27 protein-coding genes are annotated in these 24,989 nt (G+C 71.2%); 13 read left to right on the top strand and 14 right to left on the bottom strand.

What is annotated here, in order from left to right; all coding sequences use genetic code 11:
• Positions 1 to 39: 39 nt before the first annotated feature.
• The gene (locus ACFYW3_RS11530; protein WP_351755465.1) at positions 40 to 759 is read right to left on the bottom strand and encodes an alpha/beta hydrolase; all 720 of its coding nucleotides are present in this window, start codon (positions 757 to 759) and stop codon (positions 40 to 42) included.
• A gap of 114 nt (positions 760 to 873) precedes the next feature.
• Here ACFYW3_RS11530 and ACFYW3_RS11525 point away from each other — a divergent pair, with 114 nt between their 5' ends.
• From ACFYW3_RS11525 to ACFYW3_RS11515, 3 genes are all read left to right on the top strand, one after another.
• Positions 874 to 2,022 carry an adenosine deaminase gene (locus ACFYW3_RS11525; RefSeq protein WP_053682726.1) on the top strand — a complete coding sequence of 383 codons (1,149 nt, stop codon included), beginning with the start codon at positions 874 to 876 and terminating at the stop codon, positions 2,020 to 2,022.
• Between the two features lie 139 nt (positions 2,023 to 2,161).
• Positions 2,162 to 2,437, top strand: a complete 276-nt coding sequence (locus tag ACFYW3_RS11520) for a hypothetical protein (protein WP_351379894.1) — start codon at positions 2,162 to 2,164, stop codon at positions 2,435 to 2,437.
• Between the two features lie 129 nt (positions 2,438 to 2,566).
• Positions 2,567 to 3,346 (top strand): hypothetical protein, encoded by a 780-nt coding sequence (locus ACFYW3_RS11515; RefSeq protein ID WP_351755468.1) that lies wholly within the window; start codon positions 2,567 to 2,569, stop codon positions 3,344 to 3,346.
• Between the two features lie 52 nt (positions 3,347 to 3,398).
• Here the strand turns inward: ACFYW3_RS11515 and ACFYW3_RS11510 are convergent, their stop codons facing one another.
• From ACFYW3_RS11510 to ACFYW3_RS11500, 3 genes are all read right to left on the bottom strand, one after another.
• The gene (locus ACFYW3_RS11510) at positions 3,399 to 3,611 is read right to left on the bottom strand and encodes a PspC domain-containing protein (RefSeq protein ID WP_351755471.1); all 213 of its coding nucleotides are present in this window, start codon (positions 3,609 to 3,611) and stop codon (positions 3,399 to 3,401) included.
• Between the two features lie 40 nt (positions 3,612 to 3,651).
• Entirely contained in the window at positions 3,652 to 4,206 is a 555-nt protein-coding gene (locus ACFYW3_RS11505) for a VanZ family protein (protein ID WP_351379887.1), read from the bottom strand.
• A gap of 64 nt (positions 4,207 to 4,270) precedes the next feature.
• A complete protein-coding gene (locus ACFYW3_RS11500) occupies positions 4,271 to 4,939 on the bottom strand; it encodes a PH domain-containing protein (RefSeq protein WP_389386144.1) in 669 nt (222 codons plus the stop codon).
• A 188-nt stretch (positions 4,940 to 5,127) separates the two neighbouring features.
• Here ACFYW3_RS11500 and deoC point away from each other — a divergent pair, with 188 nt between their 5' ends.
• From deoC to ACFYW3_RS11485, 3 genes are read left to right on the top strand one after another with little or no spacing between them, the layout of a single operon-like run.
• Positions 5,128 to 6,090 carry a deoxyribose-phosphate aldolase gene (deoC, locus tag ACFYW3_RS11495; protein WP_389386264.1) on the top strand — a complete coding sequence of 321 codons (963 nt, stop codon included), beginning with the start codon at positions 5,128 to 5,130 and terminating at the stop codon, positions 6,088 to 6,090.
• Positions 6,091 to 6,095: 5 nt separating this feature from the next.
• A complete protein-coding gene (locus ACFYW3_RS11490; protein ID WP_053682719.1) occupies positions 6,096 to 7,532 on the top strand; it encodes an aldehyde dehydrogenase family protein in 1,437 nt (478 codons plus the stop codon).
• Positions 7,525 to 8,421, top strand: coding sequence for an aldehyde dehydrogenase family protein (locus ACFYW3_RS11485; protein WP_389386143.1), 897 nt, complete (start codon positions 7,525 to 7,527; stop codon positions 8,419 to 8,421). Before ACFYW3_RS11490 ends, ACFYW3_RS11485 begins: the two co-directional genes overlap by 8 nt.
• A gap of 60 nt (positions 8,422 to 8,481) precedes the next feature.
• On the opposite strand, the gene ACFYW3_RS11480 is transcribed toward ACFYW3_RS11485, so the two are convergent.
• Positions 8,482 to 8,847 carry a hypothetical protein gene (locus tag ACFYW3_RS11480; RefSeq protein ID WP_351755479.1) on the bottom strand — a complete coding sequence of 122 codons (366 nt, stop codon included), beginning with the start codon at positions 8,845 to 8,847 and terminating at the stop codon, positions 8,482 to 8,484.
• 114 nt (positions 8,848 to 8,961) lie between these two features.
• Between ACFYW3_RS11480 and ACFYW3_RS11475 the strand changes: the two genes are divergently transcribed.
• Complete coding sequence (locus ACFYW3_RS11475) at positions 8,962 to 9,630, top strand: uridine kinase (protein WP_351755507.1); 669 nt, start codon at positions 8,962 to 8,964, stop codon at positions 9,628 to 9,630.
• 203 nt (positions 9,631 to 9,833) lie between these two features.
• Here ACFYW3_RS11475 and ACFYW3_RS11470 read toward each other — a convergent pair whose 3' ends face one another.
• Positions 9,834 to 10,526: a SigE family RNA polymerase sigma factor gene (locus tag ACFYW3_RS11470; protein ID WP_053682716.1), complete on the bottom strand. Its 693-nt coding sequence runs from the start codon at positions 10,524 to 10,526 to the stop codon at positions 9,834 to 9,836.
• 171 nt (positions 10,527 to 10,697) lie between these two features.
• Between ACFYW3_RS11470 and afsQ1 the strand changes: the two genes are divergently transcribed.
• The 3 genes from afsQ1 to ACFYW3_RS11455 are packed head-to-tail and all read left to right on the top strand — an operon-like array spanning position 10,698 to position 13,487.
• Entirely contained in the window at positions 10,698 to 11,375 is a 678-nt protein-coding gene (gene afsQ1 / locus ACFYW3_RS11465) for a two-component system response regulator AfsQ1 (RefSeq protein WP_180291024.1), read from the top strand.
• Positions 11,376 to 11,428: 53 nt separating this feature from the next.
• Entirely contained in the window at positions 11,429 to 12,859 is a 1,431-nt protein-coding gene (locus tag ACFYW3_RS11460) for an ATP-binding protein (RefSeq protein WP_389386263.1), read from the top strand.
• Positions 12,843 to 13,487 carry a hypothetical protein gene (locus tag ACFYW3_RS11455; RefSeq protein WP_351755482.1) on the top strand — a complete coding sequence of 215 codons (645 nt, stop codon included), beginning with the start codon at positions 12,843 to 12,845 and terminating at the stop codon, positions 13,485 to 13,487. Before ACFYW3_RS11460 ends, ACFYW3_RS11455 begins: the two co-directional genes overlap by 17 nt.
• A 92-nt stretch (positions 13,488 to 13,579) precedes the next feature.
• On the opposite strand, the gene ACFYW3_RS11450 is transcribed toward ACFYW3_RS11455, so the two are convergent.
• The 3 genes from ACFYW3_RS11450 to ACFYW3_RS11440 form a co-directional block, all read right to left on the bottom strand.
• Positions 13,580 to 15,229 (bottom strand): phospho-sugar mutase, encoded by a 1,650-nt coding sequence (locus tag ACFYW3_RS11450; protein ID WP_351755485.1) that lies wholly within the window; start codon positions 15,227 to 15,229, stop codon positions 13,580 to 13,582.
• A 44-nt stretch (positions 15,230 to 15,273) separates the two neighbouring features.
• Positions 15,274 to 16,080 carry a purine-nucleoside phosphorylase gene (locus ACFYW3_RS11445; RefSeq protein WP_266949447.1) on the bottom strand — a complete coding sequence of 269 codons (807 nt, stop codon included), beginning with the start codon at positions 16,078 to 16,080 and terminating at the stop codon, positions 15,274 to 15,276.
• 106 nt (positions 16,081 to 16,186) lie between these two features.
• Complete coding sequence (locus ACFYW3_RS11440) at positions 16,187 to 16,624, bottom strand: gamma-glutamylcyclotransferase (RefSeq protein WP_053682711.1); 438 nt, start codon at positions 16,622 to 16,624, stop codon at positions 16,187 to 16,189.
• A gap of 174 nt (positions 16,625 to 16,798) precedes the next feature.
• Here ACFYW3_RS11440 and ACFYW3_RS11435 point away from each other — a divergent pair, with 174 nt between their 5' ends.
• Both ACFYW3_RS11435 and ACFYW3_RS11430 read left to right on the top strand, forming a co-directional pair.
• The gene (locus tag ACFYW3_RS11435) at positions 16,799 to 18,238 is read left to right on the top strand and encodes an NAD(P)H-quinone dehydrogenase (protein WP_351755487.1); all 1,440 of its coding nucleotides are present in this window, start codon (positions 16,799 to 16,801) and stop codon (positions 18,236 to 18,238) included.
• 211 nt (positions 18,239 to 18,449) lie between these two features.
• A complete protein-coding gene (locus tag ACFYW3_RS11430) occupies positions 18,450 to 19,364 on the top strand; it encodes a DeoR/GlpR family DNA-binding transcription regulator (RefSeq protein WP_389386262.1) in 915 nt (304 codons plus the stop codon).
• 181 nt (positions 19,365 to 19,545) lie between these two features.
• Here ACFYW3_RS11430 and ACFYW3_RS11425 read toward each other — a convergent pair whose 3' ends face one another.
• Positions 19,546 to 21,306: an acetyl/propionyl/methylcrotonyl-CoA carboxylase subunit alpha gene (locus tag ACFYW3_RS11425; protein WP_389386142.1), complete on the bottom strand. Its 1,761-nt coding sequence runs from the start codon at positions 21,304 to 21,306 to the stop codon at positions 19,546 to 19,548.
• A gap of 379 nt (positions 21,307 to 21,685) precedes the next feature.
• On the opposite strand from ACFYW3_RS11425, the gene ACFYW3_RS11420 reads away from it, so the two are divergent.
• Positions 21,686 to 22,168 (top strand): hypothetical protein, encoded by a 483-nt coding sequence (locus ACFYW3_RS11420; RefSeq protein ID WP_351753593.1) that lies wholly within the window; start codon positions 21,686 to 21,688, stop codon positions 22,166 to 22,168.
• Here ACFYW3_RS11420 and ACFYW3_RS11415 read toward each other — a convergent pair.
• From ACFYW3_RS11415 to ACFYW3_RS11400, 4 genes are all read right to left on the bottom strand, one after another.
• Positions 22,149 to 22,757 (bottom strand): Maf family protein, encoded by a 609-nt coding sequence (locus ACFYW3_RS11415; protein ID WP_389386141.1) that lies wholly within the window; start codon positions 22,755 to 22,757, stop codon positions 22,149 to 22,151. The genes ACFYW3_RS11420 and ACFYW3_RS11415 overlap by 20 nt on opposite strands.
• Positions 22,758 to 22,798: 41 nt before the next feature.
• Positions 22,799 to 22,933 carry a morphogenic membrane protein MmpB gene (gene mmpB / locus ACFYW3_RS11410; RefSeq protein WP_266949456.1) on the bottom strand — a complete coding sequence of 45 codons (135 nt, stop codon included), beginning with the start codon at positions 22,931 to 22,933 and terminating at the stop codon, positions 22,799 to 22,801.
• Between the two features lie 112 nt (positions 22,934 to 23,045).
• A complete protein-coding gene (locus ACFYW3_RS11405) occupies positions 23,046 to 23,255 on the bottom strand; it encodes an acyl-CoA carboxylase epsilon subunit (RefSeq protein ID WP_351753598.1) in 210 nt (69 codons plus the stop codon).
• Between the two features lie 17 nt (positions 23,256 to 23,272).
• Positions 23,273 to 24,865 (bottom strand): acyl-CoA carboxylase subunit beta, encoded by a 1,593-nt coding sequence (locus tag ACFYW3_RS11400; protein ID WP_351753601.1) that lies wholly within the window; start codon positions 24,863 to 24,865, stop codon positions 23,273 to 23,275.
• Positions 24,866 to 24,989 lie beyond the last annotated feature (124 nt).

Raw genomic sequence — 24,989 nt, 5'->3', positions numbered from 1 at the left:
CCGGCGAACCGTCCGGGACGGTCCGCCGGGATCGGCGCGTCAGCCCCGCAGGGACCGCCCGAACCCGGAGGCGAGCGGCATCCGCAGGCCCAGCGGCGGCGGCGCGGCGAGCGCGTCCGTCACCGGCCGCGAGTACCGGCCCGAGAACACCGCGCCGAGCACGAAGTCCACGGCCAGCGCCACCACTTCCGCCTGGTGCTCGCGCAGCCCGTGCCCGTCCGAGTGCACCTCGAAGCGGCAGGTCGAACGGTTCGCCTTCTTCGCCCGTGTCGCCAGCCGGAAGGAGGACTCCGGGTCGCTGCGCGCGTCGTTGGTCCCGTGCACGATCAGCACCTGCCGCCCCGAGAGCTGTTTCACCGGTTCAGGGGGCTCCTCCGGGGTGGGGGCGCCCAGGCTGGGGGCGAGCGCGAGAACCGAGTTGACCGCCGCGTGGCCGCCCGCGCGCAGCACCGCCCGACCCCCGGCGTCGTAGCCGACCAGGCAGACCGGCACGTCCCCGTACCGGCGCACCACCTCGTCCGCCGCCCACTCGGCGTCCTCCTCCCGGGCCCCGGCCCCGTGCAGGACGGGGTGTGTGACCAGCCCGTGCGCCGCGCCCGAGCGCGCCAGCGCCCGCGCGAGCGGTCGCAGCGGCCCGGGGGACCATCTGGACGCCCCGGGGAGGAGGAGCACCACACCACTGACCGTCGTGACCGGGCCGTTCGCGCCGGCCGCCCGCCCCAGGCGGGCCCCGCGCGCCGGCGGCGCATGCTGTGCCATGGCGGAACAGTCTCAGACCGACAGGTGTACGCCACCCGTCCGCACGGTCACTGTTACGTATCGACGGCCGTCGCAGACCCCATGCTCTACGCGCGTAGGAGCTAGAGTGCCCAGATGACGAGCGAGACCCTCAACGTGCCCACCCCGGATCAGATCCGCCGCTCCCCGAAGGTGCTCCTGCACGATCACCTCGACGGTGGACTGCGCCCCGGGACCATCATCGAGCTGGCGCAGGAGGCCGGCTACGAGAACCTTCCCGAGACCGATGCCGACAAGCTGGGCATCTGGTTCCGGGAAGCCGCCGACTCCGGCTCCCTCCCGCGCTACCTGGAGACGTTCGCGCACACCTGCGCCGTCATGCAGACGAAGGCCGCCCTCTTCCGGGTCGCCGCGGAGTGCGCCGAGGACCTGGCCGAGGACGGCGTCGTGTACGCCGAGATCCGCTACGCCCCCGAGCAGCACCTGGAGGCCGGCCTGACCCTCGAAGAGGTCGTCGAGGCGGTCAACGACGGCTTCCGCGAGGGCGAGCGCCGCGCCAAGGCGAACGGTCACCGCATCCGCGTCGGCGCGCTGCTCACCGCGATGCGCCACGCTGCCCGCGCGCTGGAGATCGCCGAGCTGGCGAACCGGTACCGCGACAACGGCGTGGTCGGCTTCGACATCGCCGGCGCCGAGGCCGGGTTCCCTCCCACCCGCCACCTCGACGCCTTCGAGTACCTGAAGCGCGAGAACAACCACTTCACCATCCACGCGGGCGAGGCCTTCGGCCTTCCGTCGATCTGGCAGGCCCTGCAGTGGTGCGGCGCCGACCGCCTGGGCCACGGCGTGAAGATCATCGATGACATCGAGGTCGCCGCCGACGGCACGGTGAAGCTGGGGCGTCTGGCCTCCTACGTCCGCGACAAGCGCATCCCCCTGGAGATGTGCCCGACGTCGAACCTGCAGACGGCCGCGGCCGCCTCGTACGCCGAGCACCCGATCGGTCTGCTCCGCAAGCTGCACTTCCGGTTGACCGTCAACACCGACAACCGGCTGATGAGCGGTACGAGCATGAGCCGCGAGTTCGAGCACCTGGTCGACACCTTCGGCTACTCGCTGGACGACATGCAGTGGTTCACCGTCAATGCGATGAAGTCCGCGTTCATTCCTTTCGATGAACGACTGGCCATGATCAACGAGGTCATCAAGCCCGGTTATGCGGAGCTGAAGTCGGAATGGCTGTTCCGGCAGACCGCCTCGACCAGCGGTTCCGTCTCGGCCTAGGCCACGACTTGACGGACTGAAGGCGCCCGGGAGCGGCAATTCCCGGGCGCTTTCTCGTATTTACAGATGTTTGCGGGCCGGGGTTTGAAGTGACTAGTTTGCGGAGCCGCTCAATTCCCCGTCGCAAGGACGATCCTTCATGAAGCAGTCAGCTGCCAAGACCTTCGGCCTCGCCGCTCTCGGTGCCGTCGCCGCCGTCGCCGCCGCCGCCGGTTCCGCCGCCGCCGTCCCCGCCGTCGGCCTCACGGACGCCCTGGGCCCCGTCACGGGCGCCCTCCAGACCGCCACCAGCCAGCAGCACGTGAAGGCCGAGGGCAGCCAGTCGAGCGACCCCGCGGCCCCGCTCGGCCAGCTCACCGACTCCCTCGGCCCCACGCTCGGCGGCCTGCCCGTCGGTGGCGCGCTCGGCGGCTGACCCACGCCGAAAATCCGCACGCGAGTACGCATGGCGCACACCACTTCGAGCAGGTGTGCGCCACGTCGCGTCGTGTGCCACGATCGCCGTCAACTGCCCGCCAACGCACGCGGTATGAGGTCATCGGTCATGCGCCTGAAGGCACCAGTCAAGCTCGGAGCGGCCACGGCCGCACTGCTCCCCGCCCTCCTTCTCGGAGCGGTCGGTTGCAGCGGTACGGGAACCCCGGAGGCCGACAAGGCCCCGGACCCCAAGGGCTCCGCCTCGGCACCGAACCCGTCCTCGGGCGCTCCCGGAGCCCCCGGATCCCCCGCCGGTTCGGCCGCGCCGAAGAAGGGCGGCAGTGGACTGGAACGGTCCGCCCTGGAACAGGGCGACCTCGCCGGCTACCAGATCTCCGCCCAGGGCAAGAACCCGAACGCCCCCGACGGTCAGCCGCAAGCCGACAGGAAGCCCTGCCAGCCGCTCGCCGACATCATGGGCGACAAGCCCGACCCGGCCGCACGGGAAACCGTCAACCGGGGCGTCGGCTCCCAGAAGCAGGTCGGCCTCGCCGTCTCCGCCTCCGTCAGCTCCTACGCGGAGAAGGACGCCAAGCGGCTCATGTCGCGCCTGCGCGACGCCGTCGCCGCCTGCGGTTCGGGCTTCGCGGCCACCGTGCAGAAGCAGACCGGCAGCTACCGCGACGTGAAGCCCGTCGCCTACGAGACCGGCGGGGACGAGAGCGTCAGCTGGACCACGACCGCCGCCGCCCAGGGCGTCTCCGCCCAGGTCCACCTGGTGGTCGTGCGCGAGGGCGACACCGTCGTACGGCTCATGGCCCTCAACGTGGCCGCCGCCGAGAAGAAGGCGCAGGTCCCCCGGGAAGTGGCGGACAAGCAGTTGGAGAAGGTCCAGCGGGCGACCTGATCGAATCGGCGGAACGGACCACCAGGCGGCCTGATCGAACCGGCGGAACTGACTACCAGGCGGTGTGGGCGGAACCGGCGGCGTCCTTCTGGTTCGGCAGGAGCACCCACAGCGCCAGGTAGATCAGGAACTGCGGACCCGGCAGCAGGCACGACAGGACGAAGATGATCCGCATCGTCCTCGCCTTGATTCCGAAACGCCGCGCGAGACCGGCACAGACGCCACCGATCATCCGTCCGTCACGGGGGCGGGTAATCGCGCTCATGGGGATTCTCCTTCGTATGGGATCGCTTTCCTGCGATGCCTCAATACTCGCGGGGAACCGCCGACAAAACCTCGGTCCAGGGGCCGAGGTCGACCCTGGTGATTCTCGGGGTGTGCCCCTGAGAACGCCTCAGGCGAGCCCTCAGGGCCGGCACCACCGTCGCGTGCGCGATCAGCACCCCGGCGGTGTTCAGCAACAGCGAGTCCACGTCGACCACCTGACCCGGGACCGCCGTCTGCAACATCAGGATGCTCAGCGACACCAACGCACCCGCGGCCGCCGTCCGGGCCAGCGAGGACCACGCGGCCAGCGGTGACGGGGCGAGCCGCCCGCCGATCAGCGGCAACAGCACCCCGAGCGGAGCCAGCAGGGCCAGCCCCTTGCCGATCCGGCAGGCCGCCTCCAACGGGCCGTACGCGAGGTCCGCCCGGATCCCCTCCAGCGGGGACAGGTTCGCGGCCGCCGCCCAGGGCACGTCCAGTGGCCGCAGGCTCAACCAGCCGACGACGAGGAGATGGGCGGCCAGCAGGGCCCCGCCCAGGAGCCGGAGCCGGAGATCTATGGCGGCGCTGCCGCCGCCCTCATGACGCTGCACACCAGCGAGGACGCAGGCCCCGGTAGCGCTGGTTCCGGCGGTTCGCAAGCGACTGCGCCGCCTTTCAGCCGGTGGCGAGCAGCACGATCAGCGCGACCGCGCCGATCACGGCGGGCGCGATGATCTCGAACGACCACCGGACGCTCACGTCGCCCCGCGCCCCCGTGCGCGAGGCCCCGCGCTCGGCCAGCTCCCGCAGCTCGTCCACGACCTTGTCGGCGCCCGCCCGCTGCGGACCGTCGACCGCTGCGCCGGCCCTCCCCCGGTCCGGGGACAACCCCTTGCCGGCCAGATGGTCCGGGGACAACCCCTTGCCGGTCAGACCGCCGCGCCGGCTGTAGGGGCGCTGCGCCTTCTTCCGCTCGCGCAACGAGACCGGCACGGACCACAGCTGGTAGGTGGAACCCTCCGCCAGCACCTCGGCCGAGTACCCGGCGCGCACGGTGTCCACGGCCGCCCAGGGCAGTTCGATCACGCGGAAGGGATTGCGCACCCGCAGGCGGTCGTCGTTGGCGAAGACGGCGGGCCGGATGGTGAACGCCACGATGAGCGGCACGGCGCACACGGCGATGGCCAGCGCCACCCACCGCGTGCCCCCCTCCCCGCGCAGGACCGCGTCCCCGCAGAGCCAGGCGACCAACGCGAGCATCAGCACGCCCGTGACGATGGCCATGGGCGAGCGGTAGACCCGGTCGTCGTACACCGGCTCGTCAGGGGGCTGCTGGCTGCTCATGCGCCCGATTGTGCCTCACGCCGTCTCACCCCACGAGATCGGCGTACAGATGCTGCGGTCGGACGATCCTGTTTCTGTCACCGGACCGTCACGACGCGCGGTCGTTCGACGGCCGCATGCGTTTTCGGCTGATTCGGGGGAGGGGGGTGACAGGTCGCTACGCGCGTAGATATGCTCATGTGGTGACCATGCCCACCACCCTCACCGCATTCGCTGACGTGACGACGTCCGACAGCGCGCTGCGCCGCTTCCTGCACGGGCTGCCCGGCGTAGACGCAGTCGGACTGGAGGCCCGCGCGGCCTCCCTCGGCACCCGCTCGATCAAGACGACGGCCAAGGCCTATGCCATCGACCTGGCCATCTCGATGATCGACCTGACGACGCTCGAGGGTGCGGACACCCCGGGCAAGGTCCGGGCGCTGTCCAACAAGGCCGTCAACCCCGATCCGACCGACCGCACGACGCCCATGACCGCCGCGGTCTGCGTCTATCCCGACATGGTGGCCACCGCCAAGGCGGCGCTGAACGGCGCCGACGTCAAGGTGGCGTCCGTCGCCACGGCGTTCCCCGCCGGCCGTGCCGCCCTGCCCGTGAAGCTCGCCGACACGGCCGACGCCGTCGCCGCCGGCGCCGACGAGATCGACATGGTCATCGACCGTGGCGCCTTCCTCGCCGGCCGCTATCTGGACACCTACGAGCTGATCCGCTCCGTCAAGGAGGCCTGCGTCCGTCCCGACGGCACCACCGCGCGCCTCAAGGTCATCTTCGAGACCGGCGAGCTGTCGACGTACGACAACATCCGCCGGGCCTCCTGGATCGGCATGATGGCCGGCGCCGACTTCATCAAGACGTCCACCGGCAAGGTCGGGGTGAACGCCACCCCCGCCAACACCCTGCTCATGCTCGAAGCCGTCCGCGACTTCAAGGCGCAGACCGGGATCCAGATCGGCGTGAAGCCGGCCGGCGGCATCCGCACGACCAAGGACGCGATCAAGTTCCTCGTCCTGGTCAACGAGACCGCGGGCGAGGACTGGCTGAGCAACCACTGGTTCCGCTTCGGCGCCTCCAGCCTGCTCAACGACCTGCTGATGCAGCGCCAGAAGCTGAGCACCGGCCGTTACTCCGGTCCCGACTACGTGACGGTGGACTGATCACCATGGCATCCCTTTTCGAGTACGCACCCGCCCCCGAGTCCCGCTCGGTCGTCGACATCGCCCCGTCCTACGGGCTCTTCATCGACGGCGAGTTCACCGAGGCCGCCGACGGCAAGGTCTTCAAGACCGTTTCGCCGTCCTCCGAGGAGGTCCTGGCCGAGGTCGCCCAGGCCGGCGCCGCCGACGTGGACCGCGCCGTCAAGGCCGCCCGCAAGGCCTTCGAGAAGTGGTCCGCGCTGCCCGGCTCCGAGCGCGCCAAGTACCTCTTCCGCATCGCCCGGATCATCCAGGAGCGCAGCCGCGAGCTGGCCGTCCTGGAGACCCTGGACAACGGCAAGCCGATCCGGGAGACCCGCGACGCGGACCTCCCGCTGGTCGCCGCGCACTTCTTCTACTACGCGGGCTGGGCCGACAAGCTCGACCACGCCGGCTACGGCGCGAACCCGCGCCCCCTCGGCGTGGCCGGCCAGGTCATCCCGTGGAACTTCCCGCTGCTGATGCTCGCGTGGAAGATCGCCCCGGCGCTCGCCACCGGCAACACGGTCGTGCTGAAGCCCGCCGAGACCACGCCCCTGTCGGCGCTGTTCTTCGCGGACATCTGCCGCCAGGCGGGCCTGCCCAAGGGCGTCGTCAACATCCTCACCGGGTACGGCGACGCGGGCGCGGCCCTCGTCGAGCACCCGGACGTCAACAAGGTCGCCTTCACCGGCTCGACCGCGGTCGGCAAGAAGATCGCCCGCCACGTCGCCGGCACGGACAAGAAGGTCACCCTGGAGCTGGGCGGCAAGGGCGCCAACATCGTCTTCGACGACGCCCCGATCGACCAGGCCGTCGAGGGCATCGTCACCGGCATCTTCTTCAACCAGGGCCAGGTCTGCTGCGCGGGCTCGCGCCTGCTGGTCCAGGAGTCGATCCACGACGAGCTGCTGGACTCCCTCAAGCGCCGCCTCTCCTCGCTGCGCCTGGGCGACCCGCTCGACAAGAACACCGACATCGGCGCGATCAACTCCGCCGAGCAGCTCGCCCGGATCACCGCGCTCGCCGAGACCGGCGAGGCCGAGGGTGCCGAGCGCTGGTCCCCGGCCTGCGAACTCCCTTCCGCCGGCTACTGGTTCGCCCCGACGCTCTTCACGAACGTCACCCAGGCGCACACCGTCGCCCGCGACGAGATCTTCGGCCCGGTGCTGTCCGTGCTGACGTTCCGTACGCCCGACGAGGCCGTCGCCAAGGCCAACAACACCCAGTACGGCCTGTCCGCCGGCATCTGGACGGAGAAGGGCTCGCGGATCCTCGCGGTCGCCAACAAGCTCCGCGCGGGCGTCGTCTGGGCCAACACGTTCAACAAGTTCGACCCGACCTCGCCCTTCGGCGGCTACAAGGAGTCGGGCTTCGGGCGCGAAGGCGGCCGTCACGGCCTGGAGGGCTACCTCGATGTCTGAGCAGCAGAACCGCCTCAGTGTCTTCAAGACCTACAAGCTGTACGTCGGGGGGAAGTTCCCCCGCTCCGAGAGCGGCCGGGTGTACGAAGTGACGGACTCGAAGGGCAAGTGGCTGGCCAACGCACCGCTGTCCTCCCGCAAGGACGCCCGTGACGCGGTCGTCGCCGCCCGCAAGGCCTTCGGCGGCTGGTCGGGCGCGACCGCGTACAACCGCGGTCAGGTTCTCTACCGCGTCGCCGAGATGCTGGAGGGCCGCCGCGAGCAGTTCGTCCGCGAGGTCGGCGAGGCCGAGGGGCTGTCGAAGTCCAAGGCCGCGGCCGTCGTGGACGCGGCGATCGACCGCTGGGTCTGGTACGCGGGCTGGACCGACAAGATCGGCCAGGTCGTGGGCGGGGCCAACCCGGTCGCGGGCCCGTTCTTCAACCTGTCCACCCCGGAGCCGACCGGTGTCGTCACGGTCGTCGCCCCGCAGGACTCCTCGTTCCTGGGCCTGATCTCCGTGATCGCCCCGGTGATCGCCACGGGCAACACCGCGGTCGTCATCGCGAGCGAGAAGTCCCCGCTGCCCGCGCTGTCCCTGGGGGAGGTGCTGGCCACCTCCGACCTGCCCGGCGGCGTGGTCAACATCCTGTCCGGCAAGGCCGGCGAGATGGGCCCGCACCTGGCGTCCCACCAGGACGTCAACGCGATCGACCTGGCGGGCGCCGACACGGCGCTGGCCAAGGAACTGGAGATCGCGGCGGCCGACAACCTCAAGCGCGTCCTGCGTCCACAGCCTGTGGACGACTGGACGGCCGACCCGGGCACGTCCCGTCTGACGGCGTTCCTGGAGACCAAGACGGTCTGGCACCCCACGGGTTCGCTCGGCTCGGGCGGCTCGTCCTACTAGGCCTCGGACCGGCCCCGGCAGCGACCCCCGTGCTGCCGGGGCCTTCCCGTACCCGCGTGCCTACGCGCCCGCCGCCGGGAGCAGCGGCCCGAGCAGCGAGGACGCCGCCGCGGTGGGGAGTTCGCCGACCGAGGGGCCCTGGGTCAGCACTCCGGTGACCATGCCCGTGCCGACCGACGGGAAGTCCGCGACCTTGGTGGCCACGCCGTTGTCGAGCGGGTCCACACCGGTGTGGGCGAGCGGGTTCACCTTGAGGTTGGAGATGGGGTCGGCGACGCCCGCCAGGGCCGCCGGTACCGAGAGTTCGCCGGCCTGGGCGCCCCCCGCCGCCATCGCCAGGGCCGCGCCGGCCATGGTCAGGGTGAGGCCCGCGCCGCGAAGGGCGCGCGTGCCGGCGCCGTTGCCGGGGGCTGCGTGACGTGCCATGAGGATCCCGCCTGTGGTCGTAGTCGCGTGCGCACGCAGCGTAGTGGAGGTGCGGGTGTCGACACCAACCGGCCGCGCGGGTGTGAGAGTGCTCGCAGGGCACGTCGCCGATGTATCGATACCGCGGGTCATGGTTCACACTGGTGTCCCGTGAGCTGTTCCTCTCCTCTGCAAACGCGTGTCGTGCTGCTGACCGGACCCTCGGGCTCCGGCAAGTCCTCGCTCGCGGCCCGCTCCGGGTTGCCCGTGCTGCGCCTGGACGACTTCTACAAGGAGGCGGACGACCCGTCCCTCCCCCTGGTCGAGGGCAGCTCCGACATCGACTGGGACTCCCCGTTGTCGTGGGACGCGCGGGAGGCCGTCGCAGCCATCACCCGACTCTGCGCGGTGGGCCGGACCGAGGTCCCGACGTACTCCATCGCCACCTCCTCGCGGACCGGGACCGAGACCCTGGACATAGCGCGGACCCCCCTGTTCATCGCCGAGGGCATCTTCGCGGCGGACATCGTGGCGCGGTGCCAGGAACTGGGGCTGCTCGCCGACGCGATCTGCCTGCGGGGCCGGCCCTCGACGACCTTCCGTCGGCGCCTCGCGCGGGACCTGCGGGAAGGCCGCAAGTCCCTGCCGTTCCTGCTGCGCAGGGGCTGGCGATTGATGCGGGCCGAGCGGGGCATCGTCGCCCGGCACACCGCCCTCGGCGCCCACGCCTGCGGCCGCGACGAGGCGTTGGGCCGGCTGGCCGCGTGCGCCGCCGGCCGCCACCGGGCCGCCGCCCCGGCGTAAGGCCGCCCGGGCCCGGCCCGGGCACCCGTACACGCGCACAGACACGCACGCGAGGACACGCGCACGCGAGGACACGCGCACGCGAAAAGGCGGGATCACGCGGACCCCCGGCCGCTTGATCCCGCCTTTTCCTCCCACGACCCCCGCCCCACCCCCGTAGGACGGGCCCCCCGGCCCCGTGGTCCAACCCCCGTTGGTCTGTGTCAGGCGACGAGCTCGCCGAACGAGTCCGACTCGTCGCGGCCGAAGCTCAGCGCCTCGTCGTCCCGCAGGCGCCGCAGCGACCGCCAGATGCTCGACTTCACCGTGCCGACGCTGATGCCCAGGATCTCGGCGATCTCCGGGTCCGTGCGGCCCTCGTAGTACCGCAACACCAGCATCGTGCGCTGCGGCTCCGGGATGCGGGTCAGGGCCTGCCACAGCACCGTGCGCAGCTCCGTGCCGCGCATCGCGTCCGTGTCGGAGGCCGTCTCCGGCAGTTCCTCGGTCGGGTACTCGTTCAGCTTCCGCCGACGCCAGGCGCTGATGTGCAGGTTCGTCATCGTGCGCCGCAGGTATCCGCCGACGGCGGCCTTGTCGCTGATCCGGTCCCAGGCGCGGTAGGTGGAGAACAGCGCGCTCTGGAGCAGGTCCTCGGCCTCGTGGCGGTCGCCGGTGAGGTGGAAGGCCGTCGCGTAGAGGGCGGCCCGCCGCTCCTGGACGTACGCCGTGAACTCGGCCTCCGAGGAGGACGGGATCCGTGCGGCGGGAACCGCCTGGTACGTGTTCGCGTCGATGGCTACAGGGTGCGTCGGTCGCTGACGGGCGACCGTCGCCGTACGGACACCCGCCCGGCGGTTCACATCGTGCAGCCGCGTGACAACCGCGCTGGTCGTGGTGCTGTGCAGCGTGTTCATCTCGCGCCCCCCGTCGTGGAGTCTGCTTCGGTCCGTTCGTTGGTATGAAGACTGCCCGGCGGAGATAACCGGGTTGTCCTTCGACTGTCACAGGCCTGTCACAGGGACCTGTGAGCGATCTCCACCTCGGGACTGTCGAAGTCCCAACGGCTGATGGGACAGAATGAGCCCGTGCCTTTCCTGCTGCTGATCGAGGACGACGACGCCATCCGCACGGCCCTCGAACTTTCCCTGTCACGCCAGGGCCACCGTGTGGCCACCGCGGCGACGGGCGAGGACGGCCTGAAACTGCTGCGCGAGCAGCGGCCGGACCTGATCGTGCTGGATGTGATGCTGCCCGGGATCGACGGCTTCGAGGTGTGCCGGCGGATCCGCCGCACCGACCAACTGCCGATCATCCTGCTCACCGCCCGAAGCGACGACATCGATGTCGTGGTGGGCCTGGAGTCGGGTGCCGACGACTACGTGGTCAAGCCCGTCCAGGGCCGGGTGCTCGACGCCCGCATCCGGGCCGTGTTGCGCCGCGGCGAGCGGGAGGCGAGCGACTCCGCGGTCTTCGGTTCCCTGGTCATCGACCGGGCGGCGATGACGGTGACGAAGAACGGCGAGGACCTCCAACTGACGCCGACCGAACTGCGCCTGCTGCTGGAACTCAGCCGCCGGCCCGGTCAGGCCCTGTCTCGGCAGCAGTTGCTGCGGCTGGTCTGGGAGCACGACTACCTCGGCGACTCGCGCCTCGTCGACGCCTGCGTACAGCGGTTGCGCGCCAAGGTGGAGGAAGTGCCCTCCTCGCCCACGCTGATCCGTACCGTTCGGGGCGTCGGCTACCGCTTGGACTCCCCGCAGTGATCAGAGCCCTGTTCGCGGGCCGGCGCTGGACCAGCCTGCGGCTGCGGCTCCTGATGGTGTTCTCGCTGGTGGCGCTGACGGCCGCCGTCTCCGCCTCCGGGATCGCGTACTGGCTGAACCGCGAGGCGGTGCTCACCCGCACCCAGGACGCGGCGCTCGGGGACTTCCGGCAGGAGATGCAGAACCGTGCCGCCGCGCTCCCCGGCGATCCGACGCCCGCCGAGATGCAGCGCACCGCCGAGTTGATGGCGGGCAGCAGCCCCGGGTACAGCGTGCTGCTGGTGGACGAACGCAAGGACGGCCGCAAGGTGTTCGGCGCGGCCGGCCCGGACACCTTCGGGCTGAACGACGTGCCGAAGTCCCTGCAGAACGCGGTGAACGACCGGCAGAAGGCGACGGCCGCCAACGACGCCGAGTACCACATGTACTGGCAGCGCACGAAGCCGCGCGGCAATCCGTACCTGGTCGGCGGGACGCGGATCGTGGGCGGCGGCCCGACGGGCTACATGTACAAGTCGCTGGCGCAGGAACGGGACGACCTGAACGCGCTGGGCTGGTCGCTGACGATCGCGACGGGACTGGCGCTGCTGTGCTCCGCGCTGCTCGCCCAGGCCGCGGCGCGCACCGTGCTCAGGCCCGTGCAGCGGCTGGGGGACGCGGCGCGACGGCTGGGCGAAGGGGAGTTGGACCACCGGCTGGACGTGTCGGGGACCGACGAACTGGCCGACCTGGCGCACACCTTCAACAAGACGGCGGAGGCGCTGGAGAAGAAGGTCGCGGACATGAGCGCGCGGGAGGAGTCCAGCCGGCGGTTCGTCGCGGACATGTCCCACGAGCTGCGGACGCCGCTGACGGCGCTGACGGCGGTCGCGGAGGTGCTGGAGGAGGAGGTCGACGACCTCGATCCGATGATCGCGCCGGCGGTGGCCCTGGTGGTCAGCGAGACCCGACGGCTCAACGTGCTGGTCGAGAACCTGATGGAGGTCACCCGCTTCGACGCGGGGACGGCCCGCCTGGTGCTGGACGACGTGAACGTCGCCGACCAGGTCACGGCGTGCATCGACGCCCGGGCCTGGCTCGACGCCGTCGAGCTCGACGCGGAGCGCGGGATCGTGGCGCGGCTCGACCCGCGGCGTCTCGACGTGATCCTGGCCAACCTGATCGGCAACGCGCTCAAGCACGGCGGTTCGCCGGTGCGGGTGTCGCTGGCCGTCGAGGGGGAGTGGCTGGTGATCGTGGTCAAGGACAACGGGCCGGGCATTCCCGAGGAGGTCCTCCCGCACGTCTTCGACCGGTTCTACAAGGCGAGCGCGTCCCGTCCCAAGTCCGACGGCAGCGGGTTGGGGCTGTCGATCGCGATGGAGAACGCGCACATTCACGGCGGCGACATCAGCGCCGCCAACGGGGCCGACGGCGGGGCGCAGTTCACGCTGCGGCTGCCGGTGGACGTGGGGAAGGCGGTCATCCGTGACGCGGACGCGTAGGGCTCTCGCGGGTATCGCCCTCGGCGTGTTGCTGACCGGCGCCTGCGGGTGCGGGATCCGGGCCACGACCGTACCGGTGGACGTCGGGGCCGCGCCCTCGCGGGTGTCCTGCGACACCCCCGAGCAGGCGGGCGGGCAGGGCGGGGTGCAGGGGGTGCGCGCCACGGTGGCGCTGGTGTGCGGATCGCAGTTGGTCAACGTCGAGCGGGTGATCCCGGTGGCCGAGAAGCGGCCGGTACGCGACCCGCTGGTCCTGGCCGCGCAGGCGCTCCTGGAGGCGTTGGAGAAGGAACCGTCGGCGGCGGAGCGGGCAGCCGGTTTCACGACCGGGGTACCGGAGGGGCTGCAGGTGGCGCCGGCGCGCGCGGGCGACCCGGCCGGGACGGTGCGGTTGAGCCGCAAGCCGGAGGACCTGCCGCCGGTGGCGCTGTCCCAGTTGGTGTGCACGCTGGCCGACAGCGACACCGTGTCGGCGGGGCCCGGCCCGGTGGTGCTGGGCGGCCCGGACGCGGATCCGCCGCGCGCGTGGGAGTGCGGCGAGGCCGTGCGCTCCCGCCCGGAATCGGTGGCGACGCTGGGAGACGTGGTCCGCCCGTCGACGACCCCGAAGGCGTCCCCGACCCCGTAGACGATCCGAACGGGCCGGCCCGGGCCGGCCCGGACGACACGTAGGCCCCCGGAGCGAAAGCTCCGGGGGCCTACGTGCGAGGGGCGCGGGCGCTAGATGCCCGCCGCCGCCGCGAAGTCCTTCTTGATCGCGTCCAGGATCTCCTGGCCGCGGGTACGGGCCGTGGCCAGGTCGGAGGCTTCCGCCACCGGGACCACGACCTCCAGGTAGCACTTCAGCTTCGGCTCCGTGCCCGACGGGCGGACGATCACCCGGGCCTTGTGGTCGCCGTCGAGGTGGTACCGCAGGCCGTCCGTCGGCGGGAGGGACTCGGTGCCACGGCTCAGGTCCTCCGCGGTGACGACGCGCAGGCCCGCCAGGGAGGTCGGCGGCTCGGCGCGCAGCCGCGCCATGGCCGAGGCGATGACCGACAGGTCCGAGACGCGGACCGACAGCTGGTCGGTGGCGTGCAGGCCGTGGGCCAGCGCCAGATCGTCCAGCAGGTCGGACAGGGTGCGGCCCTGCTCCTTGAGCTCCGAGGCCAGCTCCGCCACCAGCAGGGCGGCGGTGACGCCGTCCTTGTCGCGGACGCCCTCGGGGTCCACGCAGTAGCCGAGCGCCTCCTCGTAGCCGTAGCGCAGGCCCTCCACGCGGGCGATCCACTTGAAGCCCGTCAGGGTCTCCTCGTAGCCGACGCCCGCCGCCTCCGCGATCCGGCCCAGCAGGCTGGACGAGACGATCGACTCGGCGAAGACGCCCCGGGCGCCCTTGTGGACGAGGTGGGCCGCCAGCAGCGCGCCGACCTCGTCGCCGCGCAGCATCCGCCAGCCGCCGTCGCCGGTCGGGACGGCCACCGCGAGACGGTCCGCGTCGGGGTCGTTCGCGATCACGATGTCCGGGTTCGCCTCGGCGGCCGTCGCGAAGGACAGGTCCATCGCGCCGGGCTCCTCCGGGTTCGGGAAGGCGACCGTCGGGAAGGCCGGGTCCGGCTCCGCCTGCTCGGCGACGAGCACGGGCGTCGGGAAGCCGTGCCGGGCGAAGGCCGCCAGCACGACGTCCTTGCCGACACCGTGCATGGCCGTGTAGACGGTCCGCACGCCCCGGGGGGAGCCGGGGGTCAGGACCTCGTCCGTACGGGCCAGGTAGGCCTCCAGGACCTCGTCGCCGAGGTCCTCCCAGCCGGACTCCGGACGGGGCACGTCCGCGAGCGCGACGATCGCGTCGATCTCCGCGGCGATCCCGGTGTCCGCCGGGGAGACGATCTGGGAACCGTCGCCGAGGTAGACCTTGTAGCCGTTGTCCCGCGGGGGGTTGTGGCTCGCGGTCACCTCGACGCCGGCGACGGCGCCCAGGTGCCGTATGGCGAAGGCGAGGACGGGCGTCGGCAGCGGACGCGGCAGGACGGCCGCGCGCAGCCCGGCGCCGACCATCACGGCGGCGGTGTCGCGGGCGAAGTCCGCGGACTTGTACCGCGCGTCGTAGCCGACGACGACCAGGCCGCCGTCGTGGCCCTGGGCCTTCAGGTAGGCCGCCAGGCCCGCCGCGGCCCGGATGACCACGTTGCGGTTCATCCGCATCGGACCCGCGCCCAGCTCGCCGCGCAGTCCGGCGGTGCCGAACTGGAGCATGCCGGAGAACCGGTCCGCGAGCTCCGCGGTGTCCCCGGCCTCGACGAGCGCGCGCAGCTCGGCCGCGGTCTCCGGGTCCGGGTCCTCCGCCAGCCAGGCCTGCGCCCGGGTGATCAGGTCGTCCTGTTCCTGCACTACTTCCGCCCTACCTCTCGTACGGTGCCGGTGGCTGTCCCCGCTCAGATGCGGGCGAGGACCTGGGTCAGCAGCTTGCCCATGCGCGCGGCCGAGTCACGACCGGCCTGGAGCACCTCTTCGTGGTTGAGGGGCTCGCCGGAGATGCCCGCCGCCAGGTTGGTGACCAGGGAGATCCCGAGCACCTCGGCGCCGGCCTCACGGGCGGCGATGGCCTCCAGCACGGTGGACATGCCGACCAGGTCGGCACCCATGACGCGGATCATGTTGATCTCGGCCGGGGTCTCGTAGTGCGGGCCGGGGAACTGGACGTAGACGCCCTCTTCGAGGGTCTCGTCGATCTCCTTGCACATCGCGCGCAGGCGAGGCGAGTAGAGGTCGGTGAGGTCCACGAAGTTGGCGCCGACGATCGGCGAGGTGGCGGTGAGGTTCAGGTGGTCGCTGATCAGGACGGGCTGGCCGGGCTTCATGCCCTCGCGCAGACCGCCACAGCCGTTGGTCAGGACGACGGTCTTGCAACCGGCGGCGACGGCGGTACGGACGCCGTGGGCGACGGCGGCGACGCCGCGGCCCTCGTAGTAGTGGGTCCGGCCGAGGAAGAGCAGCGCGCGCTTGTCGCCGATCTTGTACGAGCGGATCTTGCCGCCATGGCCCTCGACCGCGGGCGGCGGGAAGCCGGGCAGCTCGGTGACGGGGAATTCGGCCTCGGGCGCACCGAGCGCCTCTGCGGCGGGGGCCCAGCCGGAGCCCATGACGAGGGCGACATCGTGGGTTTCGGCGCCGGTCAGCTCACGCAGGCGGGCGGCTGCGGCGGTGGCGTCGGCGAAGGGGTCGGTAACAGATGCGTTCACCGGACGAGCGTAACCGCTGATGGCCTACGCGCGTAGATGGCGCAGCTCACGGTGTTCGGATCGTTGCTTTGTCGTTTCCGCCGAATCGTCCCGAAGCCGGTGGGCGTCAGCAGGGGCGCTTGCGGAGTTCCATCACGTAGTCGTGCGGGGCGCCCGCGGATTCGGCGGCGTCGGCGATCTCGCCGAGGTAGCGCGCGGAGGGCAGACCGCCCTCGTAACCGTTCAGGACGTAGATCCAGGCGGCTTCCTCGCCGTCCAGGGTGTGCACCCGCACGCGCATCCGGCGGTAGATGTCCAGCCCGACGCCCTCCCAGCGGTCCAGGGAGTCCTCGTCCAGGGGGGCCACGTCGTACAGCGCGACGAAGACCTGGTGACGCGGGGCCTCGACGACCGTGACCAGCGCGCCCTCCCAGCCCATCTGCTCGCCGCCGAAGGTCAGCCGCCAGTCGTTGATCCAGCCAGTGCCGCGCAGCGGCGAATGCGGAGCGCGGCGCGTCATCAGCCGCGGGTCGAGGTTGCCGGCGTACGCGGCGTAGAGCGACATGTGGTCGAGGGTACGGGAGGGGCGGGGATCGACGCGTGCCCGGATGGCGGGACCGGGCGTGAAGCACCTTGATGCGTGCGGGACAATGGGGCACGGAATGCATCCCCCGGGGAGACCCCCGGAACCCCCGGCCGGGGGCGGCAACCGGCCGGGTAGACGTGAGGCGGAGTTTTCGTGACCCGGATCGTGATCATCGGCGGCGGACCCGGCGGATATGAGGCGGCCCTCGTGGGCGCCCAGCTCGGCGCGGAGGTGACCGTCGTCGACTGCGACGGCCTGGGCGGTGCGTCGGTGCTCACCGACTGCGTGCCCTCGAAGACCCTCATCGCGACCGCCGAGGTCATGACGACCTTCGATTCCTCGTACGAGGAGCTCGGGATCGTCGTCGCGGACGACACCCCGCACATCGAGCAGGCGGCACGCGTCGTCGGCGTCGACCTCGGCAAGGTCAACCGACGCGTCAAGCGCCTCGCGCTCGCCCAGTCCCACGACATCACCGCCTCCGTGACCCGTGCCGGCGCCCGTGTCATGCGCGGGCGCGCCAAGCTCGGCGGCCCGCAGGGCATCGACGGCACCCGGGACGTGATCGTCACCGCGGCCGACGGCACGGAGACGATCCTCACCACCGACGCCGTGCTGATCGCGACCGGCGGCACCCCCCGGGAGATCCCGGACGCGATGCCCGACGGCGAACGGATCCTGAACTGGACCCAGGTCTACGACCTGGAGGAGCTCCCCGAGGAGCTCATCGTGGTCGGCTCGGGCGTCACCGGCGCGGAGTTCGCCGGCGCGTACCAGGCGCTCGGCTCCCGGGTGACCCTGGTGTCCTCGCGCGACCGGGTGCTGCCGGGCGAGGACCCGGACGCCGCCGCCGTCCTGGAGGACGTGTTCCGGCGCCGAGGCATGAACGTCATCGGCCGCTCGCGCGCCGAGTCCGCCAAGCGGGTCGGCGACCGGGTCGAGGTCACGCTGTCCGACGGGCGCGTCATCACCGGCACCCACTGCCTGATGGCGGTCGGCGCGATCCCGAACACCGCGAACATGAACCTGGAGGAGTCCGGGGTCCGGCTCAAGGAGTCCGGGCACATCTGGACCGACAAGGTCTCCCGCACCTCCTCGCCGGGCGTCTACGCCGCCGGTGACGTGACCGGGATCTTCGCGCTCGCCTCCGTCGCCGCCATGCAGGGCCGCATCGCGATGTACCACTTCCTCGGCGACGCGGTGACCCCGCTGAACCTCAAGACGGTCTCCTCGAACGTCTTCACCGACCCCGAGATCGCCACCGTTGGCTACACGCAGGCCGACGTGGACTCCGGGAAGATCGACGCCCGCGTGGTGAAGCTCCCGCTGCTGCGCAACCCGCGCGCCAAGATGCAGGGCATCCGCGACGGTTTCGTGAAGCTGTTCTGCCGCCCGGGCACCGGCATCGTCGTCGGTGGCGTGGTGGTCGCGCCGCGCGCGAGCGAACTGATCCACCCGATCTCGATCGCCGTCGACAACAACCTGACCGTGGAGCAGATCGCAAACACGTTCACCGTGTACCCCTCGCTGTCCGGTTCGATCGCGGAGGCGGCACGCCAGTTGCACACCCGAAAGGCGGCCGGCGAGGCGTAGGCGCCGTCAATCGCCTTTGCCCGCAGGGTGGTTGGGGTGACTGGAGGTGGAGTGGCGGACTGTTCACGAAACTGTCCGACCGCGTATACCACTAGTCGCCCCACCTTACGGACAACTTCGGTATTCCGGCGTAAGGAGCTGAAAGCAGACGGTCGTTAGGGTTACTGTCAGTTTCGTGTTCGCTGCAGAACGTCGCCAATTGATCCTCGAAATGGTGCGGGCCAACGGAGCGGTATCGCTTCGTGAGCTCGCCCGCGTCGTCCAGACCTCCGAAGTGACCGTACGGCGGGACGTGCGGGCACTGGAGGCAGAAGGACTCCTCGACCGCCGGCACGGCGGTGCGGTCTTGCCGGGCGGATTCACGCGAGAATCCGGCTTTCCGCAAAAGTCCCATCTCGCGACGGCGGAGAAGACCGCCATTGCCGATGTCGCGGCCGGCCTCGTCGAAGAGGGCGAAGCCATCGTCGTCGGCGCCGGCACCACGACGCAGGAGCTGGCCCGCCGGCTCGCCCGGGTGCCCGGACTGACCGTCGTCACCAACTCGCTGCTCGTCGCCCAGGCGCTGGCCCATGCCAACCGGGTGGAAGTGGTGATGACCGGCGGAACGCTGCGCGGGTCCAACTACGCGCTCGTCGGCAGCGGTGCCGAACAGTCCCTGCAGGGGCTGCGGGTGTCCCGGGCCTTCCTGTCCGGGAGCGGGTTGACCGCCGAGCGCGGGCTGTCCACGTCCAACATGCTCTCCGCGAGCGTGGACCGGGCGCTGGTGCAGGCCGCCGCGGAGGTCGTCGTACTCGCCGACCACACCAAGCTCGGTACGGACACCATGTTCCAGACCGTGCCCACGGACGTGATGACGCGGCTGGTGACCGACGAGCCGCCACCGCACGACGAACGGGCGGCCACGGAACTGCAGGCGCTGGCCGATCAGGGCGTGCAGATCACGGTGGCCGGGGCGGCCGCCTCCGGCGGTGGGGACGGGATGCAGGGGCGTCGGCCCCGACGCGATTCCCCGCTGCCGGTCCAGCGGCGGGGCGGTCCGACCGCCCAACTGCGCAGCGCGCCCGCCGGCCTGCTGGAACAGCAGGCCGGGGAGCGGGCGCGGGTCGCTGACATGCGACGACGCTAGGGCGTCTCCGTCGCCGAGCCGCCCGGGGGCAGAAGGCCCCTGGGGGCGTAGGCCCTGTCGTCGTAGGCCCTGCGGTCCGGGACCCTGTGGTCGAAGGGCCCTGTAGTCGAAGGGCCCTGTAGTCGAAAGGCCCCGCCCCGATCACCGGGCGGGGCCTTTCGACGTGAGAACGGGACGGTGGTCAGTCCTTGATCTCGCAGATGGTGGCGCCGGAGGTGAGGGAGGCGCCGACTTCGGCCTTGAGGCCGACGATGGTGCCGGAGCGGTGTGCGTTGAGGGGCTGTTCCATCTTCATGGCCTCGAGAACGACGATCAGGTCGCCCTCGTTGACCTGCTGGCCTTCCTCGACGGCGATCTTGACGATGGTTCCCTGCATCGGGGAGGCCAGGGTGTCACCGGAGGCGGCCGGGCCGGACTTCTTGGCGGCGCGGCGCTTGGGCTTGGCGCCGCCGGCTGCGGCGGTGCGGGCCAGGGTCATGCCCAGCGAGGACGGGAGGGAGACCTCCAGTCGCTTGCCGCCGACCTCGACGACGACGGTCTCGCGGCCGGGCTCGTCCTCGGCGTCCTCCGCGGCGGGGGCCACGAACGCCTTGATGTCGTTGACGAACTCGGTTTCGATCCAGCGGGTGTGGACCGTGAACGGTCCTTCCGCGGGGGCGAAGGCGGGGTCGGTGACGACGGCGCGGTGGAAGGGGAGGGCGGTGGCCATGCCCTCGATCTCGAACTCGGCGAGTGCGCGGGCGGCGCGTTGGAGGGCCTGTTCGCGGGTGGCGCCGGTGACGATCAGCTTGGCGAGGAGGGAGTCCCAGGCGGGGCCGATGACGGAGCCGGACTCGACGCCCGCGTCGAGGCGGACGCCGGGGCCGGAGGGGGGTGCGAAGCGGGTGACGGTGCCGGGGGCGGGCAGGAAGCCGCGGCCGGGGTCCTCGCCGTTGATGCGGAACTCGAAGGAGTGCCCGCGCAGTACCGGGTCGTCGTAGCCGAGTGCCTCGCCGTCGGCGATGCGGAACATCTCCCGCACCAGGTCGAGGCCGGAGACCTCCTCGGTGACGGGGTGTTCGACCTGGAGGCGGGTGTTGACCTCCAGGAAGGAGATCAGGCCGTCGGCGGAGACCAGGAACTCCACGGTGCCGGCGCCGACGTAGCCGGCTTCCTTCAGGATGGCCTTGGAGGCGGCGTACAGCTCGGCGTTCTGGGCGTCCGTCAGGAACGGGGCCGGGGCCTCCTCGACCAGCTTCTGGTGGCGGCGCTGGAGCGAGCAGTCACGGGTGGAGACGACGACGACGTTGCCGTGGGTGTCGGCCAGGCACTGGGTCTCGACGTGGCGGGGCTTGTCGAGGTAGCGCTCGACGAAGCACTCGCCGCGTCCGAACGCGGCGACGGCCTCGCGGACGGCGGAGTCGTACAGCTCGGGGACCTCTTCGAGGGTGCGGGCGACCTTCAGGCCGCGACCGCCGCCACCGAACGCGGCCTTGATCGCGATCGGGAGGCCGTGTTCCTTCGCGAAGGCCACGACCTCCTCGGACCCGGAGACCGGGTCGGGGGTGCCGGCGACCAGCGGGGCGCCGGCGCGTTGGGCGATGTGACGGGCGGCGACCTTGTCACCCAGATCGCGGATGGCCTGCGGCGGCGGCCCGATCCACGTCAGACCCGCGTCCAGGACGGCTTGGGCGAAGTCGGCGTTCTCCGACAGGAAGCCGTACCCGGGATGGATCGCGTCCGCGCCGGAGTCCGCCGCCGCCTGCAGGACCTTCGCGATGTCGAGGTAACTGGCGGCCGGGGTGTCACCGCCCAACGCGAAAGCTTCGTCGGCCGCGCGGACGTGCAGAGCGTCCCGGTCCGGGTCGGCGTAGACGGCTACGCTCGCGATCCCGGCATCCCGGCAGGCCCGAGCAACGCGGACAGCGATTTCGCCACGGTTGGCGATGAGCACCTTGCGCACGATGGCTCCCTCCTTGGAACAACCTGAGTTTAGGGACAGCCCACACGGCCTTTCGACCCTTATCCAGAGGTGAGCTTGCCCACACAGAGTGTGATGCGAGCCCGTCTCGAGTCCGGAAAGCCCATGTGGCGCCCCAGGCAAGGGGGATCCCCGACTGCACAGTAACCCCGTCACGCATCCGAGGTCTCTGTCCGGCGGGTCAGCGGCCCCGGGTGATTCTTTGTCGAGTCCCTACGAACGGACCAGGCTTTCTTTGCTTGATCGCTGAACGGACCCGATTCGCGCAACGAACCTGCCCGCACCCCTTGTCCCGGGGATTACCCGTTAGTAGCCTCCAGGGCGTCGAACAGGCTTGTCGGCTTGTGGGGATGGGAGCGTCGTGCTGCGCAGAATCGTGGCCGGCGTGGCGGCGGTCGTGCTCGTCGCGGAAGCGGCGTTGCTCGTCCTCGTCCACGTCGTGTTGGGAAAGACGACCGCGAACCAGTCGATGTCGATCGCCGGCATGGATCCGGACGTCATGTCCAAGGCGACCTACGCGATGGGCGCCGGCATCGGCGCGTTCCTGCTGGTGAGCGCCGTCCTGCTGGGCATCGTCGCCGTACGGGACCGGGCTCCGGGCCGCTTCGCCCGCATCGTCCTCGTCAGCGCGGCCGTCACCCACGTGGTGCTCGGCGCGCTGGCCGTGGCGCTGATCGGCTGGTCCGCCTTCGCGGCGACCATGCTGATCCTGTGCCTGATCGTGCTGGTCCTGACGCTCCCCGCGCCCGGTGACGCGGCGCCGGCCGCGGGACCCCGGGACACGCTGCCCCGGGACGTCCCGCCGCCCCCGCCGTACGGAGAACTCAAGCCCACAAATCCGTGATGGACACGCCCAGTTCGCCGAGCAGCGAGCGGAGCAGCGGCAGGGAGATCCCGATCACATTGCCGTGATCGCCGTCGATCCCGTCGATGAAGGGCGCCGACAGCCCGTCCAGGGTGAAGGCCCCGGCCACGTGCAGCGGCTCCCCGCTGGCCACGTACGCCGCCACCTCCGCGTCGGAGGGCTCGCCGAAGCGGACCGTCGTGGACGCGGTGGCCGAGACCCGACGGCCGCTCGCGGTGTCGATGACGCAGTGCCCGGTGCGCAGGACGCCCGCCCGCCCGCGCATCGACTTCCAGCGGGCCGTGGCCTCCTCGGCGTCCGCCGGCTTGCCCAGCGCCTCGCCGTCCAGCTCCAGTACCGAGTCGCAGCCGATCACCAGGGCACCCGCGGCCTCGTCCAGGGCGGCCACCACGGCCGCCTTGGCCTCGGCCAGCGCGAGGGCCAGTTCGGAGGGGGTGTCGGCGCTCAGCGTGTCCTCGTCGAAGCCGCTGACGATCACGTGCGGGGCGAGCCCGGCCTGTCGCAGCAGGTTCAGTCGGGCGGGGGAGGCGGAGGCGAGGACGAGCGCGCGCGGTTCAGCAGCAGTCATGCCCGCCATCGTAGGGCCGACGGCGGGGACGCCGAAGGGGCCTAGAAGTGGTCCACGCCGAGGACGTACACCACCACGATCATGGCGAGCGCGAGCACCACGATCATTCTCCGGACCATGGCCTGGGCGTCGCGCATGTCCTTCGGGGGCTCGTCCTTCGGGTCTGACCAGAGCATGCGTCGATCCTGTCCCGAGGGACGCCGGTGGCGCCTGAGTACTCGTACTCAGGCGCCACCGTCCGTTCGCGTCATCTTCGGCCCGCGGCCGGGACCCCGGTACCGGGGTCGTCTACCCGGGCCAGTACGTGCGGCCCCACGCGCGCGGCCCCGGCTGCGGCAGGCGCCGCCGGGCCGTCCGGGCCGGCGAGGCCCACTCGTCCTTGACCCGGGAGGCGCCCGGCGGCACGGAGGCCAGTGCCGCCGCGCGCGCCTGGACCACCGCCAGTGCGGCGGCCAACTCCTCCGGGGTCGGGTTCCCCTTGACGACCTTGATCACCACTGTGCGCTCCTCGGGGCCTAGAGGGGGATGTTGCCGTGCTTCTTCGGGGGCAGGGACTCCCGCTTGGTCCGCAGTTGGCGCAGCCCCTTCACCACGTGCGCCCGGGTCTCGGACGGCATGGTCACCGCGTCGACGTACCCGCGCTCGGCGGCGGTGTACGGGTTGAGCAGCGCGTCCTCGTACTCGGTGATCAGGCGTGCGCGCGTCTGCTCCACCTCCTCCGGGGCGGTTTCGGCGAGGGTGCGGCGGTGCAGGATGTTCACCGCGCCCTGGGCGCCCATGACGGCGATCTGCGCGGTCGGCCAGGCCAGGTTGAGGTCCGCGCCGAGGTGCTTGGAGCCCATGACGTCGTAGGCGCCGCCGAAGGCCTTGCGGGTGATGACGGTGATCAGGGGGACGGTGGCCTCGGCGTACGCGTAGATCAGCTTCGCGCCGCGCCGGATGATTCCGTTGTACTCCTGGTCCGTGCCCGGAAGGAAGCCCGGGACGTCGACGAACGTCAGCACCGGGATGTTGAAGGCGTCGCAGGTCCGCACGAAGCGCGCGGCCTTCTCGGAGGCGTTGATGTCCAGGCAGCCGGCGAACTGCATCGGCTGGTTCGCGACGATGCCCACCGGGTGGCCCTCGACGCGGCCGAAGCCCGTGAGGATGTTCGGCGCGAACAGCGACTGCGTCTCCAGGAACTCCGCGTCGTCGAGCACGTGCTCGATCACGGTGTGCATGTCGTACGGCTGGTTCGCGCTGTCCGGGATCAGCACGTCGAGCTCGCGGTCGATGTCGGTGACCTCGGTGTCCGCGTCCTCCGGGAAGGCGGGCGGCTCGGAGAGGTTGTTCGACGGCAGGTACGCGAGGAGCGACTTGACGTACTCGATGGCGTCCTTCTCGTCGCCGGCCATGTGGTGGGCCACGCCCGAGGTGGAGTTGTGGGTGCGGGCGCCGCCCAGCTCCTCGAAGCCCACGTCCTCGCCGGTGACCGTCTTGATGACGTCCGGGCCGGTGATGAACATGTGCGAGGTCTGGTCGACCATCACCGTGAAGTCGGTGATGGCGGGCGAGTAGACGGCGCCGCCGGCGCACGGTCCCACGATCAGGCTGATCTGCGGGATCACGCCCGAGGCGTGCACGTTGCGGCGGAAGATCTCGCCGTACATGCCCAGCGCGCTGACGCCCTCCTGGATGCGGGCGCCACCGGAGTCGTTGATGCCGACGAGCGGGCATCCGGTCTTCAGCGCGAAGTCCATGACCTTCATGATCTTCTGGCCGTAGACCTCGCCGAGGGCTCCGCCGAAGACCGTGAAGTCCTGCGAGAACACGGCCACCGGGCGGCCGTCCACCGTGCCGTAGCCGGTGACGACGCCGTCGCCGTAGGGGCGGGTGTTCTCCAGGCCGAAGTTGGTCGACCGGTGCCGGGCGAACTCGTCGAGTTCGACGAACGAACCCTCGTCCAGCAGCAGGGCGACCCGCTCACGCGCCGTCAACTTTCCCTTGGCGTGCTGCTTCTCCACGGCTCGCGCGGACCCTGCGTGCGTGGCTTCGTCGATGCGTCGCCGCAGGTCCGCGATCTTGCCCGCGGTCGTGTGCGTGTCGATCGGCTCTGAGGGTTGTGACATCGGGGTCGCGGCTCCCTGTGTGGTGTCAACGGCCTGGTCAATTGATTGACTACGGCTGGCTACTGGTGCGTAGCGTATCGGCGGGCATGGCGCTCGGCAGTGCGGCGTTTGACACACCTACTGT

Origin of the sequence: Streptomyces sp. NPDC002602 (assembly GCF_042889445.1) — a bacterium.
Taxonomy (GTDB): Bacteria; Actinomycetota; Actinomycetes; order Streptomycetales; family Streptomycetaceae; genus Streptomyces.
Note: the sequence above shows the minus strand (reverse complement) of the source record. Positions and strands in the feature narration are given on the sequence as shown.